This is a genomic window from Hydrogenophaga sp. NH-16 (genome assembly GCF_004006415.1).
Taxonomy (GTDB): Bacteria; Pseudomonadota; Gammaproteobacteria; order Burkholderiales; family Burkholderiaceae_C; genus Hydrogenophaga; species Hydrogenophaga pseudoflava.
In genome coordinates this window covers 2,466,761-2,488,944 of record NZ_CP029344.1, presented here as the reverse complement: position 1 = coordinate 2,488,944, position 22,184 = coordinate 2,466,761, and the positions used below count along the sequence as shown (strand labels likewise).

Annotated in this window: 27 protein-coding genes; 17 read left to right on the top strand and 10 right to left on the bottom strand. The window is 69.0% G+C overall.

Annotation, left to right across the window (positions count from 1 at the left end; all coding sequences use genetic code 11):
• Window positions 1–2 precede the first annotated feature (2 nt).
• The 6 genes from DD542_RS12105 (at window position 3) to DD542_RS12085 (ending at window position 5,983) form a co-directional block, all read left to right on the top strand.
• Window positions 3–3,257: an efflux RND transporter permease subunit gene (locus DD542_RS12105; RefSeq protein WP_127805844.1), complete on the top strand. Its 3,255-nt coding sequence runs from the start codon at window positions 3–5 to the stop codon at window positions 3,255–3,257.
• Between the two features lie 35 nt (window positions 3,258–3,292).
• The gene (locus tag DD542_RS12100) at window positions 3,293–3,520 is read left to right on the top strand and encodes a DUF2892 domain-containing protein (RefSeq protein ID WP_066152427.1); all 228 of its coding nucleotides are present in this window, start codon (window positions 3,293–3,295) and stop codon (window positions 3,518–3,520) included.
• A gap of 9 nt (window positions 3,521–3,529) precedes the next feature.
• Window positions 3,530–4,573, top strand: a complete 1,044-nt coding sequence (locus DD542_RS12095) for an SLAC1 anion channel family protein (RefSeq protein ID WP_127805843.1) — start codon at window positions 3,530–3,532, stop codon at window positions 4,571–4,573.
• A gap of 18 nt (window positions 4,574–4,591) precedes the next feature.
• The gene (locus DD542_RS12090) at window positions 4,592–4,885 is read left to right on the top strand and encodes a metal-sensing transcriptional repressor (protein WP_066152432.1); all 294 of its coding nucleotides are present in this window, start codon (window positions 4,592–4,594) and stop codon (window positions 4,883–4,885) included.
• A gap of 95 nt (window positions 4,886–4,980) precedes the next feature.
• A complete protein-coding gene (locus DD542_RS23580) occupies window positions 4,981–5,214 on the top strand; it encodes a hypothetical protein (protein ID WP_133155517.1) in 234 nt (77 codons plus the stop codon).
• Between the two features lie 16 nt (window positions 5,215–5,230).
• Window positions 5,231–5,983 carry a sulfite exporter TauE/SafE family protein gene (locus tag DD542_RS12085; protein WP_079366570.1) on the top strand — a complete coding sequence of 251 codons (753 nt, stop codon included), beginning with the start codon at window positions 5,231–5,233 and terminating at the stop codon, window positions 5,981–5,983.
• Between the two features lie 7 nt (window positions 5,984–5,990).
• Here the strand turns inward: DD542_RS12085 and DD542_RS12080 are convergent, their stop codons facing one another.
• Genes DD542_RS12080 through DD542_RS12065 form a run of 4 tightly spaced genes read right to left on the bottom strand, consistent with a single transcriptional unit; the run spans window position 5,991 to window position 8,139 of the window.
• Complete coding sequence (locus DD542_RS12080) at window positions 5,991–6,596, bottom strand: exopolysaccharide biosynthesis protein (protein ID WP_164868387.1); 606 nt, start codon at window positions 6,594–6,596, stop codon at window positions 5,991–5,993.
• 22 nt (window positions 6,597–6,618) lie between these two features.
• The gene (locus tag DD542_RS12075) at window positions 6,619–7,029 is read right to left on the bottom strand and encodes a hypothetical protein (protein ID WP_127805841.1); all 411 of its coding nucleotides are present in this window, start codon (window positions 7,027–7,029) and stop codon (window positions 6,619–6,621) included.
• 4 nt (window positions 7,030–7,033) lie between these two features.
• Entirely contained in the window at window positions 7,034–7,423 is a 390-nt protein-coding gene (locus tag DD542_RS12070) for a hypothetical protein (protein ID WP_066152447.1), read from the bottom strand.
• Between the two features lie 35 nt (window positions 7,424–7,458).
• Window positions 7,459–8,139 (bottom strand): Bax inhibitor-1/YccA family protein, encoded by a 681-nt coding sequence (locus DD542_RS12065; RefSeq protein ID WP_079366458.1) that lies wholly within the window; start codon window positions 8,137–8,139, stop codon window positions 7,459–7,461.
• A 103-nt stretch (window positions 8,140–8,242) separates the two neighbouring features.
• Here DD542_RS12065 and DD542_RS12060 point away from each other — a divergent pair, with 103 nt between their 5' ends.
• Window positions 8,243–9,130: a LysR family transcriptional regulator gene (locus tag DD542_RS12060; protein ID WP_066152452.1), complete on the top strand. Its 888-nt coding sequence runs from the start codon at window positions 8,243–8,245 to the stop codon at window positions 9,128–9,130.
• Between the two features lie 173 nt (window positions 9,131–9,303).
• Here the strand turns inward: DD542_RS12060 and DD542_RS12055 are convergent, their stop codons facing one another.
• Both DD542_RS12055 and DD542_RS12050 read right to left on the bottom strand, forming a co-directional pair.
• Window positions 9,304–9,633 carry a YegP family protein gene (locus DD542_RS12055; protein WP_127805840.1) on the bottom strand — a complete coding sequence of 110 codons (330 nt, stop codon included), beginning with the start codon at window positions 9,631–9,633 and terminating at the stop codon, window positions 9,304–9,306.
• Between the two features lie 182 nt (window positions 9,634–9,815).
• Window positions 9,816–10,145 carry a flagellar basal body protein gene (locus tag DD542_RS12050; RefSeq protein WP_127805839.1) on the bottom strand — a complete coding sequence of 110 codons (330 nt, stop codon included), beginning with the start codon at window positions 10,143–10,145 and terminating at the stop codon, window positions 9,816–9,818.
• 104 nt (window positions 10,146–10,249) lie between these two features.
• Between DD542_RS12050 and DD542_RS12045 the strand changes: the two genes are divergently transcribed.
• Window positions 10,250–10,750 (top strand): acyl-CoA thioesterase, encoded by a 501-nt coding sequence (locus DD542_RS12045; protein ID WP_079366462.1) that lies wholly within the window; start codon window positions 10,250–10,252, stop codon window positions 10,748–10,750.
• 29 nt (window positions 10,751–10,779) lie between these two features.
• Here DD542_RS12045 and DD542_RS12040 read toward each other — a convergent pair whose 3' ends face one another.
• The gene (locus tag DD542_RS12040) at window positions 10,780–11,280 is read right to left on the bottom strand and encodes a low molecular weight protein-tyrosine-phosphatase (protein ID WP_079366571.1); all 501 of its coding nucleotides are present in this window, start codon (window positions 11,278–11,280) and stop codon (window positions 10,780–10,782) included.
• Window positions 11,281–11,422: 142 nt separating this feature from the next.
• Here DD542_RS12040 and DD542_RS12035 point away from each other — a divergent pair, with 142 nt between their 5' ends.
• On the top strand, window positions 11,423–12,292 hold the full coding sequence (locus DD542_RS12035; RefSeq protein ID WP_127805838.1) for a hypothetical protein: 870 nt from the start codon (window positions 11,423–11,425) through the stop codon (window positions 12,290–12,292).
• An 88-nt stretch (window positions 12,293–12,380) separates the two neighbouring features.
• On the opposite strand, the gene DD542_RS12030 is transcribed toward DD542_RS12035, so the two are convergent.
• Entirely contained in the window at window positions 12,381–12,764 is a 384-nt protein-coding gene (locus tag DD542_RS12030; RefSeq protein ID WP_127805837.1) for a VOC family protein, read from the bottom strand.
• A gap of 42 nt (window positions 12,765–12,806) precedes the next feature.
• Entirely contained in the window at window positions 12,807–13,727 is a 921-nt protein-coding gene (locus tag DD542_RS12025) for a LysR family transcriptional regulator (RefSeq protein WP_127805836.1), read from the bottom strand.
• 128 nt (window positions 13,728–13,855) lie between these two features.
• Here DD542_RS12025 and DD542_RS12020 point away from each other — a divergent pair, with 128 nt between their 5' ends.
• Window positions 13,856–15,532 carry a GMC family oxidoreductase N-terminal domain-containing protein gene (locus tag DD542_RS12020; protein ID WP_127805835.1) on the top strand — a complete coding sequence of 559 codons (1,677 nt, stop codon included), beginning with the start codon at window positions 13,856–13,858 and terminating at the stop codon, window positions 15,530–15,532.
• A gap of 125 nt (window positions 15,533–15,657) precedes the next feature.
• Here DD542_RS12020 and DD542_RS12015 read toward each other — a convergent pair whose 3' ends face one another.
• On the bottom strand, window positions 15,658–15,957 hold the full coding sequence (locus tag DD542_RS12015) for a hypothetical protein (RefSeq protein ID WP_127805834.1): 300 nt from the start codon (window positions 15,955–15,957) through the stop codon (window positions 15,658–15,660).
• Between the two features lie 533 nt (window positions 15,958–16,490).
• Between DD542_RS12015 and DD542_RS12010 the strand changes: the two genes are divergently transcribed.
• Genes DD542_RS12010 through DD542_RS11980 form a run of 7 tightly spaced genes read left to right on the top strand, consistent with a single transcriptional unit; the run spans window position 16,491 to window position 22,184 of the window.
• Window positions 16,491–17,573 (top strand): hydrogenase small subunit, encoded by a 1,083-nt coding sequence (locus DD542_RS12010; protein ID WP_066161125.1) that lies wholly within the window; start codon window positions 16,491–16,493, stop codon window positions 17,571–17,573.
• Between the two features lie 17 nt (window positions 17,574–17,590).
• Window positions 17,591–19,450, top strand: coding sequence for a nickel-dependent hydrogenase large subunit (locus DD542_RS12005; protein WP_127805833.1), 1,860 nt, complete (start codon window positions 17,591–17,593; stop codon window positions 19,448–19,450).
• 26 nt (window positions 19,451–19,476) lie between these two features.
• Window positions 19,477–20,079, top strand: coding sequence for a HupE/UreJ family protein (locus DD542_RS12000; RefSeq protein WP_127805832.1), 603 nt, complete (start codon window positions 19,477–19,479; stop codon window positions 20,077–20,079).
• A 28-nt stretch (window positions 20,080–20,107) separates the two neighbouring features.
• On the top strand, window positions 20,108–20,854 hold the full coding sequence (cybH, locus tag DD542_RS11995; protein ID WP_127805831.1) for a Ni/Fe-hydrogenase, b-type cytochrome subunit: 747 nt from the start codon (window positions 20,108–20,110) through the stop codon (window positions 20,852–20,854).
• A 4-nt stretch (window positions 20,855–20,858) separates the two neighbouring features.
• On the top strand, window positions 20,859–21,188 hold the full coding sequence (locus DD542_RS11990; protein ID WP_218016612.1) for a HigA family addiction module antitoxin: 330 nt from the start codon (window positions 20,859–20,861) through the stop codon (window positions 21,186–21,188).
• A gap of 21 nt (window positions 21,189–21,209) precedes the next feature.
• Window positions 21,210–21,878, top strand: a complete 669-nt coding sequence (locus DD542_RS11985; RefSeq protein ID WP_127805830.1) for a HyaD/HybD family hydrogenase maturation endopeptidase — start codon at window positions 21,210–21,212, stop codon at window positions 21,876–21,878.
• A 3-nt stretch (window positions 21,879–21,881) separates the two neighbouring features.
• Window positions 21,882–22,184 (top strand): HypC/HybG/HupF family hydrogenase formation chaperone, encoded by a 303-nt coding sequence (locus DD542_RS11980; RefSeq protein WP_127805829.1) that lies wholly within the window; start codon window positions 21,882–21,884, stop codon window positions 22,182–22,184.

The following is a 22,184-nucleotide window of genomic DNA, read 5'->3' as shown; positions in this document are numbered from 1 at the left end:
CCATGAGCCATCCCAACGAGTCTTCCCCGCTGGAGAAGCTGGGCTTCTCCGGTTCCGTGGCGCGGGCCTTCCAGGCCAACGCCATCACGCCGCTGCTGGCGCTGGTCGCGCTGCTGCTCGGCCTGTTCGCCGTGCTGGTCACGCCGCGCGAAGAGGAACCGCAGATCAACGTGACCATGGCCAACGTGATCATCCCCTTCCCCGGCGCGTCCAGCGCCGACGTGGAGAAGATGGTCGCCGCCCCGGCCGAACACGTGCTCTCGCAGATCCAGGGCATCGAGCACACCTATTCGGTCGCGCGCCCCGGCGTCGCGGTGCTGACGGTGCAGTTCAAGGTCGGCGTGCCGCGCACCGAGGCGCTGGTGCGCCTGTACGACGTGCTCAACGCCAACCAGGACTGGCTGCCGCAGGGCCTGGGCGTGCTCACCCCCATCGTCAAACCCAAGGGCATCGACGACGTGCCGGTGCTGGCGGCCACGCTGTGGACGGTCGACGCGCAGAGCGCGCACGACCTTGAGCGCGTGGCGCACGCGGTCGAGACCGAACTCAAGCGCGTGCCCGGCACGCGCGAGGTGGTCACCATCGGCGGCCCCGGCCGCGCGGTGCATGTGTGGCTCAACCCCAACCAGCTGCGCGAGCGCGGCGTGAGCGTGCAGCAGCTGCACGGCGCCATCGCGGCGGCCAACCAGGCGCTGCCTTCGGGGGCGGTGGTCAACCCCAACCCGGCCCCCGGCGAGCCCGGCATGCTGTCGGTGGAAACCGGCGAGTTCCTGCAGAACGAGCAGGACGTGGGGGACATCGTGGTTGGCGTGAACGCGGGTCGCCCGGTCTACCTGCGCGAGGTCGCGCGCGTCGAGGCCGGCGCCCAGCTGCCGCAGCGCTATGTGTGGTTCACGCCCGGCGTGGCGGATGCGGCGCACGCCGCCCAGCAAGGCCAGAACCACCCGGCCGTGACCATCACCGTCACCAAGAAGCCCGGCGAGAACGCTGTGGACGTGGCGCGCGGCGCCGCCGAGCGGCTGGACAACCTGAAGAACACGGTCATCCCGGACGACGTGCAGGTCAGCATCACGCGCGACTACGGCCAGACCGCGGCCGACAAGGCCAACAAGCTGATCCAGAAGCTGATCTTCGCCACCGCCAGCGTGATCGTGCTGGTGGGCCTGGCGCTGGGCCGGCGCGAGGCGGTCATCGTCGGCGCGGCCGTGATCCTCACGCTCACGGCCACGCTGTTCGCCAGCTGGGCCTGGGGCTTCACGCTCAACCGCGTGTCGCTGTTCGCGCTGATCTTCTCCATCGGCATCCTGGTGGACGACGCCATCGTGGTGGTGGAGAACATCCACCGCCACCGCATGCTCACGCCGCACGATCCGCTCAGGCTGATCATCCCGCGTGCGGTCGACGAAGTGGGCGGCCCCACCATCCTGGCCACCTTCACCGTGATCGCGGCCCTGCTGCCCATGGCCTTTGTGTCCGGGCTGATGGGCCCGTACATGAGCCCGATCCCGATCAACGCCAGCATGGGCATGGCGATTTCGCTGGCCATTGCCTTCACCGTCACGCCCTGGCTGGCCCTCAAGCTGACCAAGACGGACGGCCACGCCGACCACGGCCCGGGCAAGCTCACCAGCGCGCTGCAGAACACCTTCACGAAGATCCTCACGCCCTTCCTGCAGAGCGCCCGCAAGCGCTGGCTGCTGCTGGCCGGCATCCTGGCCGCCCTGCTGCTGTCGGTGGGTCTGGCCGTGGTGCAGTGGGTGGTGCTGAAGATGCTGCCCTTCGACAACAAGAGCGAGTACCAGGTGGTGGTGGACATGCCCGCGGGCACGCCGCTCGAAGGGACGACCGTCGCGCTGCAGGACATGACGGCCTGGCTGGCCACGCAGCCCGAGGTGGCCAACGTGCAGGGCTACGCTGGCACGGCCAGCCCCATCACCTTCAACGGTCTGGTGCGCCAGTACTACCTGCGCGCCGAGGCCGAAGGCGGCGACCTGCAGGTCAACCTGGTCGGTGCGCACGACCGCAGCGAAAAGAGCCACGCCATCGCGCAGCGCCACCGCCCCGAACTGGAGAAGATCGCCGCCGCCCACGGCGCGCGCGTGAAGGTGGTCGAAGTGCCGCCGGGCCCGCCGGTGATGTCGCCCATCGTGGCCGAGGTCTACGGCCCCGACCAGACCGGCCGTGCCGAGCTGGCGCAACGCGTGGCCAAGGCCTTTGCCGCCACGCCCGACATCGTGGGCGTGGACACCTCGCTCAAGGAGAACGCGCCGCGCGCCTTCCTGCGCATCCAGCGCCAGCGCGCCGAGTCGCTGGGCATTCCGGTGCAGGTCATCGCGCAGACGGTGTACGCCGCGCTCTCGGGTTCCGACGCCGCCTACCTGCACGACGGCCACGCCAAGTTCGCGGTGCCGGTGCGCATCCAGCTGCCGCGCGAAGCGCAGGTGGGCTTGAACGCCGTGCTGGCCCTGCCGCTGAAGGCCGCCAACGGCGCCATGGTGCCGCTGTCCGAACTGGTCACCGTCGAACGCGGCGTGATCGACCAGCCGCGCCTCACCAAGGACCTGCTGCCCGTCACCTACGTGTTCGGCGACATGGCCGGCCAGCTCGACTCGCCGCTGTACGGCCTGTTCGGCATCCGCCCGGCCATGAAGGACGCCGCGCTGCCCAACACCGGCGAGCTTGGCGAGTACTGGATCAGCCAGCCCAAGGACCCGTACCGTCAGTACGCGGTGAAGTGGGACGGCGAGTGGCAGATCACCTACGAGACCTTCCGCGACATGGGCGCCGCCTACGGCGTCGGCCTGATCCTGATCTACCTGCTGGTGGTGGCGCAGTTCCGAAGCTACCTCACGCCGCTGATCATCATGGCGCCCATCCCGCTGACCATGATCGGTGTCATGCCCGGCCACGCGCTGCTGCAGGCCCAGTTCACCGCCACGTCCATGATCGGCATGATCGCGCTGGCCGGCATCATCGTGCGCAACTCCATCCTGCTGGTGGACTTCATCGAGCTGGAAACGAAACGCGGTGTGCCCTTTGCGCAGGCGGTGGTGCAGTCGGCCGCGGTGCGCGCGCAACCCATCGCGCTGACCGGCCTGGCCGCCATGATGGGCGCCTTCTTCATCCTCGACGACCCGATCTTCAACGGCCTGGCGATCGCGCTGATCTTCGGCATCGCCGTGTCGACCATGCTGACCCTGGTCGTCATTCCCGTTCTCTACTACGCCATGTACCGCAAGAAGTACGAAGCGGCGTGACCCTGTGTGCTTCCATTTTTTTCAAGGAGTCTGAAATGACCGTCGAACGCCTCATCCGCATCATGGCCGGCACCGTCGTGCTGATCTCGCTCGCCCTGGGTTACCACGGCAGCCCCATCTTCGTCAGCGAGTGGTTCCTTGCGCTGACCGCCTTCGCTGGTTTCAACCTGGCGCAGTCGGGCATCACGGGCTTCTGCCCGCCGGCCATCCTCTTCAAGAAGATGGGCATCCGCGAAGGCGGCAGCGCCTGCTCCACCAAGTAAGCCGGTGACATGAGCAGTCCTACGCCCCTCAAATTCCTCATGCCCGGCTGGTTCTCGCTGGTCATGGGCCTGTGCGGCCTCGCGCTGGCCTGGCACCGGGCCGGGCCGTTGCTCGGCGAGATGGCCGGGGGGCTGGCGCTGGTGGCGGGGCTGGTGGCGCTGGTCGTGTTTGCCGTGCTGCTCGTGGCGTCGCTGCTGCGCTGGCAGCGCTATCCGGCGGCGCTGGCCGAGGACCTGAAGCACCCGGTGCGCCACGCCTTCGTGGCGGCGTTCCCGGTGTCGCTGCTGCTGCTGGCGACGGTCGGGGTGGCGCTGGGCGGTGCCTCGGGCGAGCTGGCGCCGGTGTGGCGCGCGCTCTGGTGGACCGGCAGCCTGATGCAGCTCTGGGCCACGCTGTGGGTGCTGGGCCGCTGGCTCGCGCCTGCGGTGGGTGCCACGCCGGGCAACACCGGGCTGTGGCCTTCGGTCACGCCGGTGCTGCTGATCCCGGTGGTGGGCAATGTGCTCGCGCCGCTGGCGGGCGTCCCGCTGGGCCATGGCGACTGGGCCGCGGCGCAGTTCGGCATCGGGGCCTTCTTCTGGCCGGTGGTGCTGGCGCTGATGCTGGCGAGGCGCATCGCGCACAGCCCGCTGCCCGACCGCCTGCTGCCGGCCTGGATGATCACCGTCGCGCCGCCGGCCGTGGTCGGTCTGGTGCTGGCGCAGCTGGTCGAGCGTGGGCAGGCGCCGCTCGGAGCGGCGCAGGCGATGTGGGGCATCGCGCTGTTCTTCCTGCTGTGGGTGCTGCCGGTGCTCAAGCGGGCGGTGGCGCAGCCCTTCGGCATCCCGTTCTGGGCCCTGTCGTTCCCGCTCGCGGCCTTCACCACCCTGACACTGCGCCTGCTGGCGCTGCAGGAGCAGCCCGGTGGTCTCATGCAGACCGCGGCGGTGCTGCTGCTGGCCGCCACGTCGATGGTGGTGCTGTGGCTGGGCTTTGCCACCGTGCGCGGCCTGCGCGACGGTTCGCTGCTCGCGCCCGAGCCGGTGGCCGCCATCACGCCGGTGTCCGCCTGAGCCGGACCGGAGCCGCCCATGACCGCGCCACGAACCCTGGCCACCGAACGCAAGGCCGAGCTCATGCACCGGCTGCGCCGCGCCGAGGGCCAGGTGCGCGGCCTTCAGAGGCTGCTGGAAGAGGGGGCCGACTGCGCCAAGATCGCCCAGCAGCTGCTGGCCACGCGCCACGCACTGGACAGCACCTATGTGCGCCTGAACCTCTCGCTGGCCGAGCAGGAGCTGACCGCCTGCGGTGGCACCACCGCCGACCCGCAGACGGTCAGCGAGGTGCTGGGACGCCTGCAGGACAAGCTCGGCCGCTCGCGATAGGCCGCCCGCCCGCGGGGCGATGCATCTGGTTGCAGCTCGGGGACGGGGGGCTTTGGTATGCTGGCCTCCCTCTGAAAACCGACCCCGCCCCATCCATGAAGACCGTCTTCGCCGCCGCCCTGTTGCTGTCCCTGGTTGCCTGTTCGTCCACCCCCAAGGCCGAGTGGGTCAAGCCCAAGGCCAGCAAGGACGACACCTACACCCAGCTCTCCGATTGCCAGTACCAGGTCGGTCTGGCCAAGGTGCCCGAGGACGAGCGCGAGCAGATGGTGGCCCACTGCATGCGCGGCAAGGGCTTCCGCTACGTGGCCATCCCCGCTGCCAAGTGAGCCCGGCCTGGACCTCCTGAGTTCCGCGCCGCTGCTGGCGGCCGCCGCGTTCGGCGCGGGGGCCCTCAATGCCATCGCCGGCGGCGGCAGTTTCCTCACCTTTCCCGCGCTGGTCTTCACCGGCGTGCCGCCCATCGTCGCCAACGCCACCAGCGCGCTGGCGGTGAGCCCCGGCTATCTCGGCAGCACGCTGGGCTTCCGGGCCGAATTGCGCGAACTGCCGGCGCAGCGGCTGCGGCGCGAGACGCTGATCGCGGCCATCGGCGGTGTCGTGGGTGCGCTGCTGCTGCTGGTCACGCCCGCCAAGCTGTTCACCGGCATCGTGCCCTGGCTGCTGCTGTTCGCCACCGTGCTGTTTGCGGCCGGTCCGGCCATCGCCCGCCGGGCGATGGCGGCCTCGGCCAGTGGTCATGGCCTGGCGCGCTGGCGCGAACCCGGCCTGATGGCGGTGGCCATCTACGGTGGCTACTTCAACGGCGGGCTGGGCATCCTGCTGATGGCGCTGTACACGGTGGCCGGCGAGACACGGCTGAACACCGTCAACGCGCTCAAGAACCTCAACTCGCTGGTGCTGTCCTGGCTGTCCGTGGCCGCCTTCGTGGTCGCGGGCGCGATCGCCTGGAAGGAAGGCCTGCTGATGATGGTCGCGGCCACGGCGGGCGGCTACTTCGGCGCGCGCTGGTCCAAGGCGCTGCCAGTGGCCTGGGTCCGGCGCGGCGTCATCGCCACCGGGCTGGTGATGAGCGCCGTCTTCTTCTCACGCCTTTGACCGGGCGTCACAGTCCGAACCACGCTCCCACGTGCTGCCAGGCTGCGAAGGCCAGGTGGCTGACCGAAATGGCGTAGCCCACGCCCACCGCGCCGGTGGCCGCGGACAGCAGCAGCGCGATGCCGTCGCGGAACAGCCAGCCCAGCGACAGCAGCATCAGGCTGGTGCCGGGCAGCACGTTGCCCAGCGGCAGCGGCAGGAAGATCAGCGCCGCCATGAGCGCAATCCACAGCGCCCACCAGAACCGGGCACGCGCGTGACACAGCGCCTGCCAGCGCGGGCACATCCAGCGTTCGGCGCACTCGTAGGTCCAGGCCAGCCCGTGCAGGCAGCGGCGCGTCCAGGTTTCGTTGAGGGTCAGCCGGGCCAGCCGCTCGGGCAGGGGCAGGGTGTCCCGCCCGCGCAGCCAGGCGCCGGCCAGGGCGAAGATGCCCAGGCTGAGCACCGTGCCCGCCCCGGCGATGGGCGCCGTGCTCAGCAGCGCCATCAGCATCAGCAGCACCGCGCCCGATCCCTCGCCGTGCAGCTGCAGCAGCTCCCGCAGCGACAGGCGCAAGGCCTGCGGTCCCTCGGAGGCCGCGCCGCGCAGGCGCTGCGCGATGCCCTCGTTCACCGGACGATCCTCCGGATGGCGCTCATGCGCCCACAGGCCTCGCGCCGGTCTGCTGCGCCGTGGTGCGCCCGACCAGCCAGTGCAGCAGGCCGGCGATGGCCAGCATCGGCACCAGCACCAGGCCCCAGCCGACCCACAGCAGCGGACCGACCCAGGCCATCAGGGCATCGCCCGAGGGCATCACCGCGCCCAGCCATTCCACCAGCGACACCACGAACGACTGCAGGGCGGCGATCGACGCGGTGTCGATCCAGGGCTCCAGCCAGGCGGGCACGGGCGGCAGCGCCAGACCACCGACCGTGCCTGCCGCGCCCTGCAGCGACCCGGTGTCGATGGCCGACAGCAGCCAGCCGGTGAGCTGGTGCACGGCGGCGATGAAGCCGGTCCACAAGGCCGCCAGCAGGGCAGTGAGACTCCAGATGAGTGTTTTCATGGCGTCACACCAGCACCGGTCGGCGCCAGGCCGCACTCAGCGCATCCAGCAGCTCCACCTCGCCATCGGCCAGATGACCGTCGGACAGCATCAGCGTCTCGCACTGCAGCAGGATCAGGTCCTGCAGGCCCCGGTCCGTGACCTCGCTCATCAGCTGGTCGCGGATGGCGGGGTCGACCGCGCCGGTCCACTGCCCGCCGCCGGCCAGCAGCAGGTCCTGGCAGAAGTCGTCCACCACCGCCTTGAAGGCTTCGGGGCTCAGGCCCAGGCGCTCGGGCGCCTGCTGCCGGTCCAGGGCACGGATCTCGGTCATCGAGTACTGGCCGTCGGCCAGCATGGCCATGGCCAGCACGCGGGCAGCGGCTTCGGGGCTGTTGACGGAATAGGCTTTCATGCGGGACTCCTGGTGGGGGTTGGGTGGCAGAACGCTCAGTCGTTGCCGCCGATGCCGAACAGGCTCAGCAGGCTGGTGAACAGGTTGAAGGCCGAGACGAACAGGCCGACCGTGGCCAGCACGTAGTTGGTCTCGCCGCCGTTGACGATGCGGCTGGTCTCGAACAGGATCAGTCCGACCGACAGCAGGGCCACCATGGCCGAGACGGCCAGCGCCAGCGCGGGCATGGTGAAGAAGTAGGCCACCAGGGCCAGCACGATGGCGATCACCATGCCGGCGAACAGGAAGCCGCCCATGAAGCTGAAGTCGCGCCGCGTGGTCAGCACGTAGGCCGAGAGGGCGACGAAGGTCGCGCCCGTGGCGGCCAGCGCGGCCACGATGGTGCCGGCGCCGCCGGGCAGTTCCAGCGTGCGCGAGAGCAGCGGGCCGAGCGTGTAGCCCATGAAGCCGGTCAGCGCGAACACGGCGGGCAGGGCCCAGCCGCTGTTCTGCAGCTTGTGCACCGCGAACAGCAGGCCGAAGTAGCCCACCAGCGTGATCACCAGCCCGGGCGCGGGCCAGCTGTTGGCGACCGCCAGGGCCGCGATGCCGGCCGCGAACAGGATCGTCAGCGACAGCAGGGCGTAGGTGTTGCGCAGGACCTTCGCGGCCTGCGGACGGTCCAGCGACAGGGAGCTGCCGGTGGACAGGGAAGGGATGCGACGGACTTGTGCCATGAGGGTTCTCCTGGGAGGGAACAAAGGGAGGCTGAAAGATAGGGTTTCGCGTTCTTCATAAAAAGCAGACAATGGCGAAGAATTTCTCCCAAAAAGGCGAAGAATGAATCAGGAACTCAACTACAAGCACCTGTATTACTTCTGGGTCACGGCCAAGGAAGGCGGCATGTCGCACGCGGCGGCCCGGCTGGGCATGGCGGTGCAGACCATCAGCGCGCAGGTGCGGCTGCTGGAGCAGTCGCTGGGCCACGCGCTGTTCAAGCCGGCCGGCCGTGGCCTGGCCCTGACGGAGGCGGGCCAGGCCGCGCTGCAGGTGGCCGAGCAGATCTTCCATCTCGGCGAACACCTGCACGCGGCGGTGCGCGATGCCACCAGCCAGACCTCGGTGCGGCTGGTGGTGGGCATCTCGGACGGGCTGGCCAAGCTGGCGGTGCGCGAGCTGCTGGCGCCCGCGCTGGAGGAGCCGCGACTGCGTCTGGTCTGCCACGAGGACGAATTCGACGATCTGCTGGCCGACCTCGCGCTGCACCGGCTGGACGTGGTGCTGTCCGACCGGCCTGCGCCGGCCAACCCCAACCTCAAGCTCTACAGCCACGCCATGGGGTCGTCGCCGCTGGGCTGGTACGCGCCGAAGGAATGGCTGGCGCAGGCGCGCAAGGACTTCCCGCGCTGCCTGTCCGAAGTGCCGGTGCTGCTGCCCAGCGCCCACGCCTCGGTGCGCATGCGCATCGACCAGTGGTTCGAGCAGCAGGGGGTGCTGCCCAACGTGGTCGGCGAGTTCGAGGACAGCGCGCTGCTGGTCACCTTCGGGTCCTCGGGCATGGGCGTGTTCCCTGCCTCCGAGCGCATGCGCGAGAAGCTCTCCAGCGGCTACGGCCTGGAGTGGTTTGCGCCCTGCGAGGGCGTGCAGGAGCACTTCTACGCCATCGGCACGGCGCGCAAGGTGCAGCACCCGCTGGTGCAGCAACTGCTGGCGTCGGTGGTGCCCTGAGGGCTGTGCGATGAACCCGACCCCGCCGTGCGGGCCTCCATCGCCATCCGCGCGCCGGGCCGCTGGGAAGACGCGGTCGATGCGTCCGGCGCCGCGGCCGCTTGATCGACCGAGCGAGGCCGTGGTGGCCTACCGCGGCATGACCGCGGTGCGCGAGCGGCTCTGCGCCGAACTCAGGCTTTCTTGACCGTCGTGCTCGGTCCGTTGGTCTGGACCGACTGGATGCCGTTGTCGCGGCCAGCGGCGTCCTTGTACAGCTGGCTGGTGCCGATGACCTGGTGGTTGCCCGCCTTGAGGTTGAAGTAGCAGCGGCCGTCGGACGCGTCCTTGCGCTCGTAGCGCGCTTCCTGCGGACTGTTGGTCTGGACCGATTTGATGCCGTTCTCGGCCGCCGCCAGGGTGTCGTACTGCTCGCTGCGCAGGATCACCTCGCCGTTGCCGGCCTTCAGGACGAAGGAAAACTTTCCCTTGTCGTTCGAAGAGAGTTCGTACCAGCCTGCCATGTCAGCTCCTTGAAGTTAGAGAGAGGATGCGCCGAAGCGGGCCCATCGTAGGCCGGGCGCGCGGCGCTGGGAAGACGGTGGGCGGCCGCCCGTGACATCCGCCCGCCTGTTGTGGCGGGGATGGCGCATGGTCACGCAGGAGGCCTGCGTGCGCGACTACCTGGCCTGAGGGCCGGGGCGTGTCAGGCGCGTTCGTCGAACAGTGTGCCGAGCATCTCCTGCCCGGTCTTCACCACCTGCAGGTTGGCGGCGAAGCTGTAGAGCGACATCTTCCCGCCGACCAGGTCTTCGGCGAGATGGCCCAGGTCGCCACCTTCTGCGGCGGCCTGGGTTTCGCGCTCGACGCGCGCCGTCACGCCACCCGGTTCGGGGTTGGCCGTCTGCACCACCTGCTGGCGCTGGAAGCCGGGCGTCTGGGCGTTGGCGATGTTGTGCGCGCCCACGTCCAGCCGCAGCTGCGCGGCGCGCAGGCCGCTCAGGCCGATGGCGGAGGCGGAAGAGGCGATGGACATCGTGGGACCTACGGATGGCTGGCCGGAATGGCCCAGCCACAATATCGGCCCCTCAAACGAATTTCTTGAGCGGCAGTGCCCACCCCACCGCCAACGGACTCCCCATGGAACTCCCCGCCCACCAGCTGAGCATGACCGTGCTCATGACGCCCGACACCGCCAACTTCTCCGGCAACGTGCACGGCGGCACCATCCTCAAGCTGCTCGACCAGGTGGCCTATGCCTGCGCCAGCCGATATGCCGGCACCTATGTGGTCACGCTCAGCGTCGACCAGGTGATGTTCCGCCAGCCGATCCACGTGGGCGAGCTGGTGACTTTTCTGGCCTCGGTCAACCACACCGGCACCTCGTCCATGGAGGTCGGCATCAAGGTGATCGCCGAGAACATCCGCACCCAGGACAAGCGCCACGTCAACAGCTGCTTCTTCACCATGGTCGCGGTCGACGAAGACCGCAAGCCGACGGCGGTGCCGCCGCTGCGCCCGTTCACGCCCGACGAGCGCCGCCGCCATGCGGGCGCCGAACTGCGAAAGGCGATGCGGCGCGAGATGGAGCAGCGCTTCGCCGCCATCCGTTCGCAGGACGTGGCGGGCGCCTCTGGCTGAGGCGCGCCCGCCTTCTGCCGGCCGCTGTCTCAGGCGATCCCGAGGACCCCGCGCACATGCGCCAGCAGCCCCTCGCTGCCGTCCTCCACCAGGTCGAGCACGTGTTCGAAGCCGTCCGGCCCACCCTGGTACGGGTCGGGCACGATGGGGCTGTCGTGCCGCTCGCAGAACTCGGCGAAACGGCGCAGCTTGCGGATGTGCCGGGGCGGGCACAGCCGCTCGGCCGCCACCTGGTTCTCCCAGTCCATCACCAGCACCAGGTCGAAGGCCTCGAAGTCGTCCGCGGTGAGCTGGCGTGCGCGCTGGTTCGAGAGGTCGTAGCCGCGCCGCAGCGCGTGCGCCTGGCTGCGGTGGTCGGGCGGCGCGCCCACGTGGTAGTTGTGCGTGCCAGCCGAGTCGACCTCGACGCGCTCGGTCAGGCCGGCCTCGCGCACCTTGGCCTCGAACACGCCGTGGGCAGTGGGGCTTCGGCAGATGTTGCCCATGCAGACAAAAAGGATGCGGTAGAGGGAAGGGGTCACTGCGTTCATGGCCTGCATTTGAACCGCAAACACGTGACTTTTCCGGGTATTCAACCCCGGGGGCGCGGGACTATGCTGTCCACTGGGGCTGGTCCGCCGCTGCGGCGCGCCGGCCCGGGCTTTCACTTCTCTTTCTGACACCGGGACCGACATGGCCAGCGATCTGGACACGGTGCGCGTGCTGCGCGCCCTCTTCAACGACCTGCCGCGCGCGCCGCAGGGCCTGTCGCACGAGGCGACGATGGACTGGATCCGTCGCACCATGACCGACTACCCCGGCGGCGACCTGGCCTACACGCTGGAGCACATCACCCGCAACTCGTTGCTGGACATCGTGCTGCGCCTGCGCGAGGACGGCTACCTCAAGGACGACGCCGCCTTCGACCAGGCGGTCGAGCAGCTGTCCACACCCGAAGGCCGCAAGACCTTCATGGACTGGATCATCAACGCGCAGAAGAGCGTGGACGCCACCGCGCGCCTGCTCAACCGCGCCAAGCGCGCCTGGAGCGAACCCGAGCCGCTGTTCGTGGCCGACCCGGTGGCGGTCAACCGCTTCATCGACGACCGCCCGACCGGGCCGGGCGCGATGTTCACCGAGTTTTCGATGCGCGACGACGCGCGCGAGGTCGGCGTGTTCGACACCGAGCCGGATGCCGTGCACGAATTCGACTGGGGCTTCATCGCCGAGGAGCCCGGCGCCTGGAACATCTACATCGCCGAAGTCTGGCGCCGGGGCACGGTGGGCCACTTCGACCGCATGCTCGGCGCCTGGCGGCTGGAAACCACCCACGCCCTGCCCGAAGGCCAGCTGCACGCACCGCACGTGCCGCCGGGCCTGACGGAGGACATCGGCATCACACGCTTCTGCGCCTTCACCCTGCACGCCAAGACCAACCCGGCCGACCCCGCCGTGCGCCGCTGGGTGGGCGAGGTGTTCATCACCCACATGCTGCCGGTGATGGCGGCGCGGGCGCTGGACGAGAACTACGACTTTCCGGCCAGAGTCATGGAGCTGAACTAGGCCCCCACGCTCCGCCGCTGCGCGGGTCGCTGCCCCCCGAGGGGGTGCGAATCCAGCTTGGGGCGGCCCGGCGCTGGATTCATCGGCCTCACGCCTCGTACAGCTCCAGCGGCAAGCCGTCCGGGTCGCTGAAGAAGGTGAAGCGCCGGCCGGTGTACTCGTCCACCCGCACCGGCTCCACCGCCACGCCCAGCGACTCCAGCCGCGCCTTGCAGGCCGGCACATCGTCCACCACAAACGCCAGATGCCGCAGGCCCTGCGCCTCGGGGTAGGACGGGCGCGGCGGCGCGCCGGGGAAAGAAAACAGCTCCACCTGCGACCCGTCGGGCAGACCCAGGTCCAGCTTCCAGGAATTGCGCGCCTCGCGGAAGTGCTCCGCAATGACCTTCAAGCCCAGGACCTCGGTGTAGAAGCGCCTGGAGCGCTCGTAGTCGGCGCAGATGATGGCGGCGTGGTGGATGCGGGTGAGCATGGCGAGCGGTACCTGATGAGACGGACATTCTGTCTCAGGATGTCACCCCCACACCGCGTCCAGCGCCCCCAGCGCCGCCGCAATCACCGGTTCGCCCGCCCGCTCGGCCAGGCAGAGGAAGCTCAGATCGCATTCCAGCGCCACCTGGTCGGCCACCACCAGCCCGTGCGCCTGCGCCTCGCGCATCGCGATCGCATCGCGCACCAGTGACAGGCCGACGCCGCTCTTGACCAGATCCAGCATCGACGCCTCCTGGTCCACCAGCGCCACCCGGCGCGGTTCGAGTCCGGTGAGCGAACCGTGGCCGAACACGCGGCGCTGCAGCCGGTGGTGCGCGCTGGCCGGGGGCGTGGCCAGCCAGGGCAGGGCGGCGAGGGCCTTCCAGTCCTTGCCTTTAACCTGCGGCCCCCAGCCGGCGGGCGCGAGCACGCGGTAGGTGAAGCGGGTCAGGGCGCGCAGCCGGTAGGGCGGGCCCAGCGGGTCGGCCGGCAGGTCGAGGAAGAAGCCCACGTCCAGTTCGCCGCGCGCGATGCGCGCCAGCACGTCGCCGCTCATGCCCTGTCCCAGTTCGGTGTGGACCTGCGGTGCGCTTTCCACCAGCTGCTTGAGGAAGGCGCCCAGGCGGGTGAACTCGGGGTCGAGGATGGTGCCGATGCGCAGCGTGCCGCGCACCGTCTGGTGCAGCGCGGCGGCGGCCTGGCCGAAGTCGGACAGGGCCGACAGCGCGCGGTCGGCCAGCGGCAGCAGGGCGGCGCCGTCGCGCGTGAGCGCCATGCCCTGCGGCGTGCGGGTGAAGAGCTGCAGGCCGGTGGCCTCGGCCAGGGTCTTGAGCTGCAGGCTCACCGCCGGCTGGCTCAGGTGCAGGCGCTGCGCAGCGCGCGAGACATTGCCCTCGCGCGCCACGGCGACAAAGGCGCGCAGGGTCTGCGGGTCGGTGGCGGGCAGGCGGTTCGGCGGGTTCATTATTTGGCGAGCTTATACCTGGCCTTGCCACATTTCATTGGAAGTCTGTGGGCGAATCGGGCAAAGTGCCTGGCAATCGTCGGGTTGCATCATGAGCCCGGCCAATGAACAACGAGGAGACCTTGCGCATGAGCGACGCCACCGCCACCTTTGACTATGTGATCGTCGGCGCGGGCACGGCCGGCTGTCTGCTGGCCAACCGGCTCTCGGCCGACCCGTCCAAACGCGTGCTGCTGATCGAGGCCGGGCGCAAGGACGACTACCACTGGATCCACATCCCCGTCGGCTACCTCTATTGCATCGGCAACCCGCGCACCGACTGGCTCTACCAGACCGAGGCCGACCCGGGCCTGAACGGCCGCAAGCTGCGCTACCCGCGCGGCAAGACGCTGGGCGGGTGTTCGAGCATCAACGGGATGATCTACATGCGCGGCCAGGCGCGCGACTACGACCAGTGGGCGCGGCTGACGGGTGACAGCGACTGGCGCTGGGACCGCTGCCTGCCGGACTTCAAGGCGCACGAGGACCACCACCGCCTCGACCGCTACACCGAGGGCCAGGGCGACGCCACGTTTGCCGCCCTGCACGGCCACCGCAGCGTGGCCAGCTCGGGCGAGTGGCGCATCGAGAAGCAGCGCCTGCGCTGGGACGTGCTGGACGCGTTCGCGCAGGCGGCGCAGCAGGCCGGCATCCCGGCCACCGACGACTTCAACCGCGGCGACAACGAGGGCGTGGGCTACTTCGAGGTGAACCAGAAGGCCGGCTGGCGCTGGAACGCAAGCAAGGCCTTTCTGCGCCCGGTGCAGGATCGGCCCAACCTCACGGTCTGGACGCAGACCCAGGTCGAGCGCCTGCGGCTGGAGCGGGACGCGGCGGGTGCGCTGCGCTGCACCGGCGCCGACGTGGTGAGCCACGGCCAGCGCGTGCACGTGGCGGCCGCGCGCGAGGTGGTGCTCAGCGCCGGCAGCATCGGCTCGGTGCAGATCCTGCAGCTCTCGGGCATCGGCCCGGCGGCGGTGCTGCAGGCCGCAGGCGTGACGCCGTTGCACGAGCTGCCGGGCGTGGGCGAAAACCTGCAGGACCACCTGCAGATCCGCTCGGTCTACAAGGTCACCGGCGCCAAGACGCTCAACACCCTGGCTAACTCGCTCTGGGGCAAGGCGGCCATCGGCCTGGAGTACGCGCTCAAGCGCAGCGGGCCGATGAGCATGTCGCCCAGCCAGCTCGGCGCCTTCACGAAAAGCGACCCGTCGCAGCCACACGCCAATCTCGAATACCACGTGCAGCCGCTCAGCCTCGACGCCTTCGGCGAACCGCTGCACAGCTTCCCGGCGTTCACCGCGAGCGTCTGCAACCTCAACCCCAGCAGCCGCGGCCACGTGCGCATCAAGAGCCCGCGCTTCGAGGACGCCCCCGCCATCGCGCCCAACTACCTGGCCACCGACGACGACCGCCAGGTCGCGGCCGACAGCCTGCGCGTGACGCGCCGCATCGTGGAACAGCCGGCGATGGCGAAGTACCGGCCCGAGGAGTTCAAGCCCGGTGTGCAGTACCAGAGCGACGAGGAGCTGGCCCGCCTGGCCGGCGACATCGCCAGCACCATCTTCCACCCCGTGGGCACGACCAGGATGGGGCGTGAGGACGACCCGTTGGCGGTGGTGGACAGCCACCTGCGCGTGCGCGGCGTGGCCGGGCTGCGCGTGGTGGACGCGGGCGTGATGCCCACCATCACCAGTGGCAACACCAACAGCCCGACGCTGATGATCGCGGAGAAAGCGGCGCGCTGGATCGTCGCCGGGACGTGAGGCGGGGCAGTGACCCGCGCAGCGGCGGAGCGTGGGGGCTACGGGCCAGCCGCCGGGCCGCCCCAAGGCAGGCCCAGCCCCCTCGGGGGGCAGCGACCCGGGCAGCGGCGGAGCGTGGGGGCTTGTTACCTCAGGCGGCCGATGTAGCGGGCGCTGGGGTCGCTGGGCGCCGCCAGGGGCGCCGGTGCCGACACCGGCGCACTACTGGGCCGGCGCACCGGGATCACCAGCGACTCCAGCCGCTCGGCCAGGGGCAGCAGTTCGTCCAGGCCGTCCTCGCGCGCCCGCTGGCGGGCAAAGCTCACCACCGCCTGCGCGTATTCCACGTTGTTCACCATCCACTCGGTGTCGGTCACGCGGCCGGTCTTGCGGCGCAGCAACACGTGCAGGTGGGCGGCGGCGGCGAATGCATCGTTTTGCGACATGGTGTTTTCCTCTTCCAACGACACGGGATGCGCTGCATTTCCTGTGCCACCGGTTCCGGGCACCAAGGGAAAGCCCGTATGCACGGGTCTGGTGCGGGCGGCTACAGTACCGCCACTCGCAAACGGCGCCAGACGCCGCGACCGCGGGGGACCGAGGAGACAACCCAGTCCTATCAGAACAAATCCTTCAGCGTCCCAAGAGATGCACCGAATCATCAGCCGACCCCTGCGGGTCGGCTTTTTTTTTGCCCGTGCGGCGGGCGGTGGCTGGACTTTTAGGTGGAAGTTTGATTTCCATTTTGTTTCAGGAAACGGAAAGTTTAAGAATCCCCTGAATGGTGGATGGCCGTGACCGCCTGTTGGTCATTGAAAATATTTGTTTCCTGACAACGGCTTACAAGCTCGTGTCGGTGTTTTCCCTTGGTGGCCCGATCGTGGCCCGCGGATTGCGAACGGTCACACACCTGCCCATTCCCAGCGTCTGCGGGCGGGACCCCGGTTTCGCCCCACACAGCCCACGGAGACACCACCAGATGGAAACCTTTTACGAGGTCATGCGCCGCAAAGGCATTTCGCGCCGCAGTTTCATGAAGTACTGCTCGCTCACCGCCACCTCGCTGGGGCTGGCACCGAGCTTTGTGCCTCAGATCGCCCACGCGATGGAAAACAAGCCGCGCACCCCGGTGCTCTGGCTGCACGGTCTGGAATGCACCTGCTGCACCGAAGCCTTCATCCGCTCGGCCCACCCGCTGGCCAAGGACGTGGTGCTCTCCATGATCAGCCTGGACTACGACGACACCCTGATGGCCGCCGCCGGCCACCAGGCCGAGGCCATCCTCGAAGAGATCATGACCAAGTACAAGGGTCAGTACATCCTGGCGGTGGAAGGCAATCCGCCGCTGAACGAAGACGGCATGTTCTGCATCCAGTCGGGCAAGCCCTTCATCGACAAGCTCAAGCACGTCGCCAAGGACGCCAAGGCCATCATCGCCTGGGGCTCCTGCGCTTCGTGGGGCTGCGTGCAGGCCGCCAAGCCCAACCCGACCCAGGCCACGCCCATCCACAAGGTCATCACCGACAAGCCCATCATCAAGGTGCCAGGCTGCCCGCCCATCCCCGAGGTGATGACGGGCGTGATCACCTACATGCTGACCTTCGACCGCATTCCCGAGCTGGACCGCCAGGGCCGCCCGAAGATGTTCTACAGCCAGCGCATCCACGACAAGTGCTACCGCCGCCCGCACTTCGACGCCGGCCAGTTCGTCGAGGCCTGGGACGACGAGTCTGCGCGCAAGGGCTACTGCCTCTACAAGGTCGGCTGCAAGGGCCCGACCACCTACAACGCCTGCTCCACCGTGATGTGGAACGAGGGCACGAGCTTCCCGATCAAGGCCGGCCACGGCTGCATCGGCTGCTCGGAAGACGGCTTCTGGGACAAGGGTTCGTTCTACGACCGCCTGACCGACATCCACGCCTTCGGCATCGAGGCCAACGCCGACGAGATCGGTGGCAAGGCCGCCGCGGTGGTGGGCGCTGCGGTCGCCGCGCACGCCGCGATCTCGGTCGCCAAGCGGGCGCGCGACACGTCCAAAGAGAAATCGAAGAACCACGCCTGAGGCCAGGAGAACACGACATGGGTGCTTACGAAACACAGGGCTTCAAGCTCGACAACTCCGGCCGCCGCGTGGTGGTCGACCCGGTGACCCGCATCGAGGGCCACATGCGCTGCGAGGTCAACCTCGACAGCAACAACGTGATCCGCAACGCCGTCTCCACCGGCACCATGTGGCGCGGCCTGGAGGTGATCCTCAAGGGCCGCGACCCGCGCGACGCCTGGGCCTTCGTGGAGCGCATCTGCGGCGTCTGCACCGGCTGCCACGCGCTCACCTCGGTGCGCGCGGTGGAAGACGCGCTGGGCATCAAGATCCCGCTGAACGCCCACCTCATCCGCGAGATGATGGCCAAGACGCTGCAGGTCCACGACCACGCGGTGCACTTCTACCACCTGCACGCACTCGACTGGGTCGACGTGGTCTCGGCGCTGAACGCCGACCCCAAGAAGACCAGCGAGCTGCAGCAGCTGGTCTCGCCCTCGCACCCGCTGTCCTCGCCCGGCTACTTCCGCGACGTGCAGAACCGCCTGAAGAAGTTCGTGGAGAGCGGCCAGCTGGGCCCGTTCAGCAACGGCTACTGGGGCAGCAAGGCCTATGTGTTGCCGGCCGAGGCCAACCTGATGGCCGTGACCCACTACCTCGAAGCCCTGGACCTGCAGAAGGAATGGGTGAAGGTGCACACCATCTTCGGCGGCAAGAACCCGCACCCGAACTACATGGTCGGCGGCGTGCCCTGCGCGATCAACCTCGACGGCGACGGCGCCGCCGGCGCGCCCATCAACATGGAGCGCCTGAACTTCGTTGAAGCCCGCATCAAGGAGATGATCGAGTTCAACAACAACGTCTACATCCCGGACGTGCTGGCCATCGGCACCATCTACAAGCAGGCCGGCTGGCTCTACGGCGGCGGCCTCTCGGCCACCAACGTGGCCGACTACGGCACCTACGAGAAGGTGCCTTACGACCACAGCACGCACCAGCTGCCCGGCGGCGTGATCCTGGACGGCAACTGGGACAAGATCCACGAGATCGACCCGCGCGACCCAGAGCAGGTGCAGGAGTTTGTGACCCACAGCTGGTACACCTACGGCAACGACAGCAAGGGCCTGCACCCCTGGGACGGCATCACCGAACCCAACTACAAGCCCGAGGGCCCGAACTTCAAGGGCACGCGCACCAAGATCGAGCAGCTCGACGAATCCGCCAAGTACTCGTGGATCAAGTCGCCGCGCTGGCGCGGCCACGCGGTCGAGGTCGGCCCGCTCTCGCGCTACATCCTGGGCTACGCCCACGCGATGAAGGGCAACAAGTGGTGCCAGCGCGTCAAGGAACAGGTGGACGCCTCGGCCGTGGCCATCAACAGCGCCATTCCCAAGGCCCTGGGCCTGCCGGAGACGCAGTACAGCGCCAAGCAGCTGCTGCCCACCACCATCGGCCGCACCCTGGCGCGCGCGCTGGAGAGCCAGTACGCCGCCGAGATGATGATGGACGACTTCCGCCAACTGGTGCAGAACATCAAGGCCGGCGACACGTCCACCGCCAACGTCGAGAAGTGGGACCCCGCCACCTGGCCCAAGGAAGCCAAGGGCGTGGGCACGGTGGCCGCGCCGCGCGGCATGCTGGGCCACTGGATCAGGATCAAGGACGGGAAGATCGAGAACTACCAGTGCGTGGTGCCCACCACCTGGAACGGCTCGCCGCGCGACGCCAAGGGCCAGATCGGCGCCTTTGAGGCCTCGCTGATGAACACGCCCATGGTCAACCCCGAGCAGCCGCTGGAGATCCTGCGCACCCTGCACAGCTTCGACCCCTGCCTGGCCTGCTCCACCCACGTGATGAGCCCGGACGGCCAGGAGATGGCCAAGGTCACGGTGCGCTGAACCCACGGAACAACGAGGAGAAACACATGCAATCGAAAACCATCCGCCGCGCCACCGCCGCAGCGCTGCTGGCCGGTCTGGCCGGCGCCGCCCAGGCCCACACCGGCCACGGCACCCACAGCCTGATGGAAGGCCTGGTCCACCCCTTCGGCCTGGACCACCTGCTGGCCATGGTGGCCGTGGGCGTCTGGTCGGTGTCTGCCCTGCCGCAGGGCAAGGCCTGGCAAGGGCCGGCCACCTTCCTGCTCGCGCTGGTCATCAGTGCGGCGCTGGGCGCGGCCGGAGTCACCGTGCCGTACCTGGAGCACGCCATCTCTTTGAGCGTGGTGCTGTTCGGCCTGATGCTGATCGTCGCCCAGCGGGCGATGCCGGTGGTGCTGGGCCTGGGGCTGATCGCCGCAGCCTCGTCGCTGCACGGCCTGGCCCACGGCGCCGAAACGCCCGAAACCGGCTTCGCGGGCTACGCCGCGGGCTTCATGCTGACCACCGCGGTGCTGCACATCAGCGGCGTCGGGGTCGGCCTGGCCATTCAGCGCTGGCTGGCCGAGCGCCGTGGCGCTGTGCTGGGCGGGCTGGGTGCCGCTGTCGGCGCCGCCGGGCTCTACTTGTTCGGCCAGCTGGCCGCCTGACCGCTACCTCTTCGCACAGGAGATCACCATGTCCTCCCTGTCTGCACAAGAACTGGCGCAGCAGCGCCTGGCCGATGTCACCGGCATCGACGAGAGCGCCGTCTCGCACGGCCAGAGCACCAAGTCGGTCTATGTGTACGAAGCGCCCGTGCGCATCTGGCACTGGGTCAACGTCGCGGCCATCACCGTGCTGTGCCTCACCGGCTACTTCATCGGCAAACCGCTGCCGACCATGCCCGGCGAGGCCAGCGCGAACTACCTGATGGGCTACATCCGTTTCGCGCACTTCACGGCCGGCTACATCCTGGCCATCGGCCTGCTGGGCCGCGCCTACTGGGCCATCGTGGGCAACCACCATGCGCGCGAGCTGTTCTGGGTGCCGCTGTTCCAGAAGGCCTACTGGGGCGAGATTTTCACCATGCTCAAGTGGTACGCCTTCCTGATCCCGCGGCCTGGCCGCTACGTGGGCCACAACCCGCTGGCGCGGCTGGCCATGTTCTCCGGCTTCCTGGTGCTGATGGTCTTCATGATCCTGACCGGCTTCGCGCTCTACAGCGAAGGCGCCGGCGTGGGCTCGTGGCAGGACACGATGTTCGGCTGGGTCATTCCGCTGTTCGGCCAGAGCCAGGACGTGCACACCTGGCACCGCCTGGGCATGTGGGCCATGATCATGTTCATCACCCTGCACGTCTACGCCGCGATCCGCGAGGACATCATGGGCCGCCAGTCCATCGTGTCGACCATGATTTCCGGTCGCCGCACCTTCAAGGACTGATGTCGTGAAGAAAGCTGCCGTTAGCTGGTCGATCCCCCCGCGCGGTGTGCCGGTGCGTGCGCCGCTGCACCCGGGTCGGCTGCTGGCGCGCACCTGCCTGGCGCCGCTCTCGCTCAACCAGAGCGAGGCGGCCCGGCTGCTGGGCCTCTCGCGCCGGCGCCTGCACGAGCTGGTGCACGGCCAGCGGGCGATGTCGCCCGACACCGCCATCCGTTGTGCGCGTCAGTTCGGCATCGACGCCGGCTTCTGGCTCGCGCAGCAGGCCGCCTGGGACAGCTTCCACGCCTGGAAGCGCCTGTCCTCGGGTTCGGCCACGTCCCCTTTCCCCCGCTGATTTCACACAGGCTTGCCTGCCATGCGCACCACTCCGACCGAATCCACCTGTCACCCCGGTGGTGACACTCTGCCGGCCCGCATCGTCGTGCTGGGCATCGGCAACCTGCTCTGGGCCGACGAAGGCTTTGGCGTGCGCTGCATCGAAGCCCTGCAGCGCCGCTGGGAGTTCGCCGACCACGTGCAGCTGATCGACGGCGGCACCCAGGGCCTGTACCTGATCCAGCATGTGCAGGAAGCCGACGCGCTGCTGATCTTCGACGCCATCGACTACGGTCTCGAACCCGGCACGCTGAAGGAGGTGCGCGACGACGAGGTGCCGCGCTTCATGGGCGCCAAGAAGATGAGCCTGCACCAGACCGGCTTCCAGGAGGTGCTCTCGCTGGCCACGCTGACCGGCAAGTACCCGCAGCAGGTGCTGCTGATCGGCTGCCAGCCGCAGGAGCTGGAGGACTACGGCGGCAGCCTGCGCCCGGTGGTCAAGGCCGCGATGGAAGAAGCGCTGGCCCTCGGCGTGGCCGAGCTTGAACGCTGGGGCGCCCGGCCGGTGGAACGCCGCACGCCGCTGGCCCCGCGCGAGGCCGTGACGCTGGACGAACTGGCTTTGACCGCCTACGAGGCGCAAAGGCCCGCAGCGGAAGAAGCCTGCCGCATCGGCGACGAACGCTTCATGCCGAAGGCCGAGGTCTGAACCATGTGCATCGGCATCCCCATGCAGGTGATCGAGTCCGACGGCCGCTTCGCGCTGTGCGAAGGCCGTGGCGAGCGCCGCCGCATCAACACCGCCCTGGTCGGCGCGGTGGTGCCCGGCGACTGGCTGCTGGTGTTCCTGGACGACGCGCGCGAGCGCATCGATACCGACCGCGCGACCGAGGTGAACGCGGCGCTGGACCTGGTGCTCGGTGCCATGCAGGGTCTGGAGGCGCAGGAAGACGCGGGCTTCGCCCTGCCGTCGCAGATGAGCCCGGAACAAATGCGCGCCCTGACCGGCGCCTGA

Coding starts and splice junctions, on each gene's coding strand:
- DD542_RS12105 (WP_127805844.1), top strand. CDS start 3: ATGAGCCATCCCAACGAGTCTTCCCCGCTGGAGAAGCTGGGCTTCTCC.
- DD542_RS12100 (WP_066152427.1), top strand. CDS start 3,293: ATGACCGTCGAACGCCTCATCCGCATCATGGCCGGCACCGTCGTGCTG.
- DD542_RS12095 (WP_127805843.1), top strand. CDS start 3,530: ATGAGCAGTCCTACGCCCCTCAAATTCCTCATGCCCGGCTGGTTCTCG.
- DD542_RS12090 (WP_066152432.1), top strand. CDS start 4,592: ATGACCGCGCCACGAACCCTGGCCACCGAACGCAAGGCCGAGCTCATG.
- DD542_RS23580 (WP_133155517.1), top strand. CDS start 4,981: ATGAAGACCGTCTTCGCCGCCGCCCTGTTGCTGTCCCTGGTTGCCTGT.
- DD542_RS12075 (WP_127805841.1), bottom strand. CDS start 7,029: ATGAAAACACTCATCTGGAGTCTCACTGCCCTGCTGGCGGCCTTGTGG.
- DD542_RS12070 (WP_066152447.1), bottom strand. CDS start 7,423: ATGAAAGCCTATTCCGTCAACAGCCCCGAAGCCGCTGCCCGCGTGCTG.
- DD542_RS12065 (WP_079366458.1), bottom strand. CDS start 8,139: ATGGCACAAGTCCGTCGCATCCCTTCCCTGTCCACCGGCAGCTCCCTG.
- DD542_RS12060 (WP_066152452.1), top strand. CDS start 8,243: ATGAATCAGGAACTCAACTACAAGCACCTGTATTACTTCTGGGTCACG.
- DD542_RS12055 (WP_127805840.1), bottom strand. CDS start 9,633: ATGGCAGGCTGGTACGAACTCTCTTCGAACGACAAGGGAAAGTTTTCC.
- DD542_RS12050 (WP_127805839.1), bottom strand. CDS start 10,145: ATGTCCATCGCCTCTTCCGCCTCCGCCATCGGCCTGAGCGGCCTGCGC.
- DD542_RS12045 (WP_079366462.1), top strand. CDS start 10,250: ATGGAACTCCCCGCCCACCAGCTGAGCATGACCGTGCTCATGACGCCC.
- DD542_RS12040 (WP_079366571.1), bottom strand. CDS start 11,280: ATGAACGCAGTGACCCCTTCCCTCTACCGCATCCTTTTTGTCTGCATG.
- DD542_RS12035 (WP_127805838.1), top strand. CDS start 11,423: ATGGCCAGCGATCTGGACACGGTGCGCGTGCTGCGCGCCCTCTTCAAC.
- DD542_RS12030 (WP_127805837.1), bottom strand. CDS start 12,764: ATGCTCACCCGCATCCACCACGCCGCCATCATCTGCGCCGACTACGAG.
- DD542_RS12025 (WP_127805836.1), bottom strand. CDS start 13,727: ATGAACCCGCCGAACCGCCTGCCCGCCACCGACCCGCAGACCCTGCGC.
- DD542_RS12020 (WP_127805835.1), top strand. CDS start 13,856: ATGAGCGACGCCACCGCCACCTTTGACTATGTGATCGTCGGCGCGGGC.
- DD542_RS12015 (WP_127805834.1), bottom strand. CDS start 15,957: ATGTCGCAAAACGATGCATTCGCCGCCGCCGCCCACCTGCACGTGTTG.
- DD542_RS12010 (WP_066161125.1), top strand. CDS start 16,491: ATGGAAACCTTTTACGAGGTCATGCGCCGCAAAGGCATTTCGCGCCGC.
- DD542_RS12005 (WP_127805833.1), top strand. CDS start 17,591: ATGGGTGCTTACGAAACACAGGGCTTCAAGCTCGACAACTCCGGCCGC.
- DD542_RS12000 (WP_127805832.1), top strand. CDS start 19,477: ATGCAATCGAAAACCATCCGCCGCGCCACCGCCGCAGCGCTGCTGGCC.
- cybH (WP_127805831.1), top strand. CDS start 20,108: ATGTCCTCCCTGTCTGCACAAGAACTGGCGCAGCAGCGCCTGGCCGAT.
- DD542_RS11985 (WP_127805830.1), top strand. CDS start 21,210: ATGCGCACCACTCCGACCGAATCCACCTGTCACCCCGGTGGTGACACT.
- DD542_RS11980 (WP_127805829.1), top strand. CDS start 21,882: ATGTGCATCGGCATCCCCATGCAGGTGATCGAGTCCGACGGCCGCTTC.